Origin of the sequence: Microbulbifer agarilyticus, assembly GCF_001999945.1 — a bacterium.
Lineage (GTDB): Bacteria > Pseudomonadota > Gammaproteobacteria > Pseudomonadales > Cellvibrionaceae > Microbulbifer > Microbulbifer agarilyticus_A.
In genome coordinates this window covers 3,397,770-3,405,000 of the sequence record NZ_CP019650.1, presented here as the reverse complement: position 1 = coordinate 3,405,000, position 7,231 = coordinate 3,397,770, and the positions used below count along the sequence as shown (strand labels likewise).

The 7,231-nt window shown below is 54.8% G+C and carries 5 protein-coding genes and 2 rRNA genes (1 of these 7 running past the window's edge); all 7 read left to right on the top strand.

The window, feature by feature from the left end:
* Positions 1 to 1,102 (top strand): 23S ribosomal RNA (locus Mag101_RS14285) (it extends 1,783 nt beyond the left edge of the window).
* A gap of 205 nt (positions 1,103 to 1,307) precedes the next feature.
* Positions 1,308 to 1,423, top strand: a 5S ribosomal RNA gene (rrf, locus tag Mag101_RS14280).
* A gap of 390 nt (positions 1,424 to 1,813) precedes the next feature.
* Positions 1,814 to 2,293 carry a glutathione peroxidase gene (locus Mag101_RS14275; protein ID WP_077406438.1) on the top strand — a complete coding sequence of 160 codons (480 nt, stop codon included), beginning with the start codon at positions 1,814 to 1,816 and terminating at the stop codon, positions 2,291 to 2,293.
* Between the two features lie 556 nt (positions 2,294 to 2,849).
* The gene (locus Mag101_RS14270) at positions 2,850 to 4,385 is read left to right on the top strand and encodes a 2-isopropylmalate synthase (protein WP_077406435.1); all 1,536 of its coding nucleotides are present in this window, start codon (positions 2,850 to 2,852) and stop codon (positions 4,383 to 4,385) included.
* 20 nt (positions 4,386 to 4,405) lie between these two features.
* Positions 4,406 to 5,194 (top strand): hypothetical protein, encoded by a 789-nt coding sequence (locus tag Mag101_RS14265; RefSeq protein WP_077406432.1) that lies wholly within the window; start codon positions 4,406 to 4,408, stop codon positions 5,192 to 5,194.
* A gap of 47 nt (positions 5,195 to 5,241) precedes the next feature.
* Positions 5,242 to 5,748 carry a ribosomal protein S18-alanine N-acetyltransferase gene (gene rimI, locus Mag101_RS14260; RefSeq protein ID WP_198039994.1) on the top strand — a complete coding sequence of 169 codons (507 nt, stop codon included), beginning with the start codon at positions 5,242 to 5,244 and terminating at the stop codon, positions 5,746 to 5,748.
* A 101-nt stretch (positions 5,749 to 5,849) separates the two neighbouring features.
* Positions 5,850 to 7,220, top strand: a complete 1,371-nt coding sequence (locus Mag101_RS14255) for an MATE family efflux transporter (RefSeq protein WP_198039993.1) — start codon at positions 5,850 to 5,852, stop codon at positions 7,218 to 7,220.
* Positions 7,221 to 7,231: the final 11 nt, after the last annotated feature.

Genomic DNA, 7,231 nt, shown 5'->3' with positions numbered 1-7,231 from the left:
ACACGTAAGTGGACGTATAGGGTGTGACGCCTGCCCGGTGCCGGAAGGTTAATTGATGGGGTTAGCTTCGGCGAAGCTCTTGATCGAAGCCCCGGTAAACGGCGGCCGTAACTATAACGGTCCTAAGGTAGCGAAATTCCTTGTCGGGTAAGTTCCGACCTGCACGAATGGCGTAACGATGGCCACGCTGTCTCCACCAGAGACTCAGTGAAATTGAAATCGCTGTTAAGATGCAGTGTACCCGCGGCTAGACGGAAAGACCCCGTGAACCTTTACTACAGCTTTGCACTGAACTTTGAGCCTATTTGTGTAGGATAGGTGGGAGGCTTTGAAACTGTGACGCTAGTTGCAGTGGAGCCATCCTTGAAATACCACCCTGGTATGTTTGAGGTTCTAACTCTGGTCCGTTATCCGGATCGAGGACAGTGTATGGTGGGTAGTTTGACTGGGGCGGTCTCCTCCCAAAGAGTAACGGAGGAGTACGAAGGTGCACTCAGCATGGTCGGAAATCATGCAATGAGCATAATGGTATAAGTGCGCTTGACTGCGAGTCAGACATGACGAGCAGGTACGAAAGTAGGTCATAGTGATCCGGTGGTTCTGTATGGAAGGGCCATCGCTCAACGGATAAAAGGTACTCCGGGGATAACAGGCTGATACCGCCCAAGAGTTCACATCGACGGCGGTGTTTGGCACCTCGATGTCGGCTCATCACATCCTGGGGCTGAAGCCGGTCCCAAGGGTATGGCTGTTCGCCATTTAAAGTGGTACGCGAGCTGGGTTTAGAACGTCGTGAGACAGTTCGGTCCCTATCTGCCGTGGGCGTTGGAAATTTGAGAAGAGTTGCTCCTAGTACGAGAGGACCGGAGTGAACGAACCTCTGGTGTTCGGGTTGTCACGCCAGTGGCATTGCCCGGTAGCTATGTTCGGACGGGATAACCGCTGAAAGCATCTAAGCGGGAAGCCTCCTTCAAGATTAGATTTCCCTGACTCCTTGAGAGTCCTAAAGGGCCGTGGAAGACTACCACGTTGATAGGCTGGGTGTGGAAGCGTTGTGAGGCGTTGAGCTAACCAGTACTAATTGCCCGTGCGGCTTGACCATACAACAGAGATGGTTACTAACGATTACTGATCGGATGATCAGTGGATTGTGCGCAAGAAGAGACATACGTTCTTGCGGTGTATTACTACAGAATGTTTTACCGACTTATTTGGGGTTATCGCCGGTCGCAAGACCGAGGCAAACAGCGATAACAGGCAGCGCAGAGCAGAAAGCTCATAAGACCAGTCCAACCCAAGCCAGTTTGCCTGACGACCATAGAGTTGTGGAACCACCTGATCCCTTGCCGAACTCAGAAGTGAAACGCAACATCGCCGATGGTAGTGTGGGGATTCCCCATGTGAGAGTAGGTCATCGTCAGGCTTCAAATCCAAAAGGCCGTACAGGAAACTGTACGGCCTTTTTTCTTTTACGCTGTGGGAAAAATCTGCAGTAACCGCCTATCCACAGGCTGAAATTGAGTAAGTCCTCGCGGGTTTTATCCCCAAATCGCAATGATGGTTTTTTAGGCGCCGCCGCAACCCCAGTAACCACGCCACTCCCATCGAATATCCCGTAGTTACCCACAACTCTGTCCAAGGTTTCTGTGTGTAACCGCGCTGTGCATAAGTCCAAAATTGTTTATTAAATCAATCCACAATGGACCGGTTGGCGTAGGTCGTATAGCGGCGCTGTTGTGATCCCTTGCGGATTTTTATAGGGCCGTTATATTGCCAATTAGGAAGTGACCAAGTACCCGTTTAGGAGTCAATTATGTCCGAGATATTTAGCATTCCAGTTGAAGGCGGTGATGGTAAGCAGTCCACCCTGGAGCAGTTTAAGGGGAAGGTGCTGTTGATCGTAAATACAGCCAGTAAGTGTGGCTTCACCCCTCAGTATCAGGGGCTGGAGGAGCTGTACGAGAAGTACAAAGATAAGGGGTTCGCGGTACTGGCGTTTCCGTGTAATCAGTTTGGCCAGCAAGAGCCGGGCTCGGACAGCGAAATCCAGGAATTCTGCTCACTCAACTTCGGTGTCAGTTTTCCGGTTTACTCAAAATTGGATGTTAATGGGACAAATGCCCACCCTCTGTTTACCCACCTGAAGCAGGCGGCTCCGGGTATCCTGGGTACTGAGGGTATCAAATGGAATTTCACCAAGTTCTTGGTCAACCGCGACGGTGAAGTGGTTAACCGCTTTGCTCCTAAAGATAAGCCGGCGGCGATCGCGGCTGATATCGAAAAGCTGTTATAAGCGTCTGCCTGGAGTGCGATGGGTGTCACTGCCGCATCAGGCAATATGCATAGGCGAATAATCCCATACTAGGATGGTTATCCGTCTATGGATCATTTATCGAGTTATTTGTTGTTTTGATCTGCCCTAATTTACAGATTGGTAGGATGGCTGTTGATCTGCGGCTTGATTGAAGCTTATAGTCCTGTTTCCCGGTGCAAATAAGCATTTAGGTTGCTGTGGGCGCCGGGTTACACAAGCTAGGTTTTTAATCAGGAATATGATGCAGCCATGTTTCGCAAACAATCCATGGACAGAGTCCAGTCGAAAGTGACGGTCGCGAGGTGTCAAACCTCGGTATGCACCGGTGCCAATGCCAACAAGTTCCACCTCTGTGCCGATATGGCAAATACCACCGCTGCCCTTCTACTACTAGCTAGCCCGCTACGACTGCCGCGCTGCGGCATATAATTTTACCCCCACACGTCTCAACAGAATTCCGTACTTAATTTGAGTAGCGCGTAGACAGCGACAATTGCGCTGTTTAGCCTCGGGCCAGACTAGGAGAAGAGCCCTCATGAACTCTAATAAAGATAAATTAGTCATTTTTGATACCACCTTGCGCGATGGCGAACAGAGCCCCGGCGCATCTATGACCAAAGAAGAAAAGATCCGCATCGCGACCATGCTCGAGCGCATGCGTGTCGATGTGATTGAAGCTGGCTTTGCTATTGCCAGCCAGGGCGATTTCGAAGCCGTGCAGGCCGTTGCGGAAACCGTCAAGGACTCTCGCGTATGCAGCCTCGCGCGTGCCGTAGGGCCCGACATCCTGCGCGCGGGAGAGGCGCTTAAAAACGCCAATGCGTCGCGTATCCATACCTTTATTGCAACTTCCCCGATCCATATGAAGTACAAACTTCAAATGGAGCCCGAGGATGTATTGCGTCAGGCGGTTGAGGCGGTAAAGACCGCACGCCAGTTTACCGATGACGTCGAGTTTTCTCTGGAGGATGGCAGCCGCTCAGAGCCGGACTTTATGTACCGCATCATCGAAGAGGTGATCAAGGCGGGGGCTGGCACCATCAATATTCCCGATACGGTTGGCTACGGTGAGCCCGGTGAGTACGGTGCTATGTTCAAGCGCGTGATTGAGAATGTGCCGAACTCGGACAAGGCAATTTTTTCCACCCATTGTCACAATGACCTGGGGTTGGCGGTGGCCAACTCCCTCTCCGCGGTAATGAATGGTGTGCGTCAGGTGGAATGTACCATCAACGGTTTGGGTGAGCGTGCGGGTAACGCCTCGCTTGAGGAAATCGTGATGGCGGTGCGTACCCGTCAGGATCTGTACCCGGTGGAAACCCGCATCGATACAAGCCACATTGTGCCTACTTCCCGCCTGGTTTCTTCCATCACCGGCTTCCCGGTACAGCCGAACAAAGCCATCGTTGGTGCAAATGCGTTTGCGCACGAATCCGGTATCCACCAGGACGGTGTACTCAAGCACCGGGAAACCTACGAAATCATGCGTGCGGAAGATGTGGGCTGGGGACAGAACCGTTTGGTGCTGGGCAAGCACTCCGGTCGTGCCGCGGTTAAAGCGCGCTACGAAGAGCTGGGTGTGACCTTTGCCGATTCGGCAGAATTTAATGTGCTGTTCCAGCGCTTCAAAGATCTGGCAGACAAGAAACACGAGATCTTTGACGAAGATCTGCAGTCGTTGATTTCTGGTGCTGCCGAGCCAGTTGAGCATTACCAGCTGGTCGACCTTGAGGTGCGCAGTAAAAGTGGCAGTAACCCACAGGCGCAGCTGGAATTGAAGATCGACGGTGAAAACCGCTCTTGCAATGCAGAGGGCAGTGGCCCGGTAGATGCGACCTTCAAGGCCATTGAATCTGTGGTGGGCAGCAATGCAGACCTGAAACTGTATTCCGTAAACGCCGTAACCCAGGGTACCGATTCCCAGGGCAGTGTGACGGTGCGCCTTGAGCGTGACGGCAAGTTGGTGAACGGTGTAGGTGCGGATACCGATATTTTGGTTGCTTCCGCCAAAGCGTATCTGGATGCGTTAAACTTGCTCGCCAGTAAAAGCAGAAAGCCGGAAGGCGTCTGAGCGGACAAGCGGAGATCAGAGTGAACGAGCTACAACGGACCGAATACCTGACGGCGCTGGGTGTGACCAGCTATATGCCCAGGTTCTGTCTGCCTCTGGCTCCGCAACCCGTCCAGGCTGTTTTGCCCCCGCCGGATTCGGCGGGAGCAGGCGAAGGCGAACAACCTGCTTCGGCAGCGGCACTCATGCAGGCCGTCGGAGCCAGTGTCGACCCGCGACCCGAGGTGCCGGCGAAGCCAACCGCGCCTGCACCTATGGAGGTCGAGCGGGTAATCGGCAGTATTACCGCCGAAACCAAGTCGCCGGAACCACAGGTGCAATCTGCTCCGGTGGCGGCTCCAGAAAAGCCGGTGGCCCCGTTTATTCTCAGTTGCTGGTGGCTCGGCGAAGAGTTACTGGCCGTGGACAGCCGTGAACCGGGTAGTGCTCTGCCAGTGGAATCCCTGTTTGGCAATATCGCGCGGGCTTTGGGCTGGCACCAGCTACCCTCCCAGCGTGACAAATTAAAGTGGCCGCTGGCTGAAAACCCTTTTGCCATGGCCGCAGGCGTCAGTGATGCGCGCGAAACCTGTCGCAGCTGGCTGGAAGCGGCTTGTGCGCGGAAATCGGTTAAGTCCATCTGGTTGATGGGCGAGCAAGCACAGTCCTTCTGTGCGCCGGTTTCCCTGGATGATTCGATAGCGGACTGGGGTGGCACTTCGGTTGTGGCCCTGCCAAGTCTTACCGAGCTGCTGACGGAGCCCGCGCGCAAACGGGATGTTTGGCAGTTACTGCGCAAACTCTATCCCGAGCAGACCCGCAGCCAATAACCTACCTTATCGCTTGCCCCGCGCAAGTTGATCATGGAAGCTGGCCTTTGAACTCCTCATCCTTCTCACCTTCCTCTGGTTTCAGTGTTGCTGACCTCACATTTGTACGTGCGGAAGAGGGGGACTGCGATGCGCTTGCGATACTGGCTCGCGGTGCGCACAGTCACCCCTGGAGCGCCCAGCAATACCGGGATAGCCTGAGTAGCGGCCATCGCTGCTGGGTACTCCGGGTTCCGGAGGTCGTGGATGAGCCGCTATCGGGCCTCGTTGCCTGCTGTGTAACGAGTCGTTTGTTTGATGAGATTGAAGTTTTCGATGTGGCTGTTGCACCTGAATGGCAAAACCGGGGTGTGGGAACCCAGCTTTTACAGCGTGTTCTCGCCCAATGCCCCGATGACGTTGCCCGGGTCTTACTGGAGGTGCGGGCATCCAACCGCTCCGCGCGCGCCCTCTATCACAAGCTGGGCTTTTCTGAAGATGGGCGGCGAAAAAATTACTATCCAAAATCCGATGGTACGCGTGAAGACGCGCTCTTAATGAGTCTGATATTGTAAGCCCACGTATATACGTATGACGTTGAGCGCGGTGCGGTATCTACCCTGTTGACCGCGGATATATCACCACACTATTTCCCTGCTTGAAGTCCGGAATCAGCATGCCATCCCATACATCACAGCCTTCGTTGCTTGAAGGTTCTGTCGCAGCGCACTTGCGTCGACTCGCCTTGCCGATGGTCTGGGGCATTCTTGCGACCATGTCATTTAACGTGGTGGACACCTATTTTGTTGCCCAGCTCGGAGATGGACCCCTCGCGGCAATGAGCTTTACCTTCCCGGTGGTGATGGTGATCAATGCGCTGGCTATTGGTCTCGGTGCGGGAATGTCTTCGGTGGTCGCACGTGCCTACGGTGCCGGAGATATGCAGCGGGTACGCCGCCTGGTTACCGACGCCACCGTGCTGGCCATACTGATCGCGCTGGTCGTGAGTATTGCCGGGCTACTCACCATAGAGCCTCTATTTCGGCTACTGGGGGCTGAAGAGCGCCTGCTGCCACTGATTACCGACTACATGGTGCCCTGGTATGTCGGTGCGGTGTTTGCCGTAGTGCCCATGGTCGCCCTGTCTGCTCTGCGCGGCATCGGCAATAGCTCCGTGACCGGTCGCATCATGCTCGGGGTTGCGCTGTTTAACCTGATCCTGGATCCGTTGCTGATTTTCGGGCTGCTTGGCTTCCCGCGTCTCGAGTTGCAGGGCGCCGCGTTGGCGACGGTCATATCTCGCGGGGTTAGCTTTTTTGTTGCGATGTATATTCTCGCGCGACGTGAGCACTTGCTCGCCATGCCGACCGCGAACTGGGCCGTGCTGAAAGATTCCTGGTCCAGTTTGCTGCACATCGGACTGCCAGCGATCGCGACCAACGTCATCATTCCCATGTCCGGTGGTGTGGTAGTGGCGCTGGTCGCCGCCCATGGCGCAGATGCGGTGGCGGGGCTCGGAATTGCGCTGCGCATTGAGCCGTTGGCCTTGATTGTCTTTTACGCCCTGTCATCTGTAGTCGGGCCGTTTATGGGGCAGAATGCTGGCGCCGGAAAATTGCAGCGCTTGGATGAAACGGTGTTGGTACTTACGCGATTCTGCCTGGTGTTTGGTGTGGTGCTCGGCCTGTTGCTGTGGTTGGTAGGTGGGCCGATCGCGGGGCTGTTCAGTGATTCCCCGCAAGTACTCGATGTGGCCACGGCCTATCTGTATCTGGTGCCGTTTAGCTATGCGGGCTATGGTTTTGTGATGTCTGCGAACGCCGCATTTAACGGCCTTGGACACCCACTCCCTGCGACCATGATTTCGTTCCTGCGGGTACTGGGGGTTTATCTGCCCTTGGCCTGGCTGGGGAATCAGATCTGGGGTATCAGCGGACTGTTTCTGGCAACGCTGTTATCCAATTTGGTCCTGGGGCTAGTCGCCTGGTGGTGGCTGCGCAAACATTTGCGGCAATATGCCAAGGATGCGCCTGCGGCGCTCGGTTGAGCAGCGGTGCT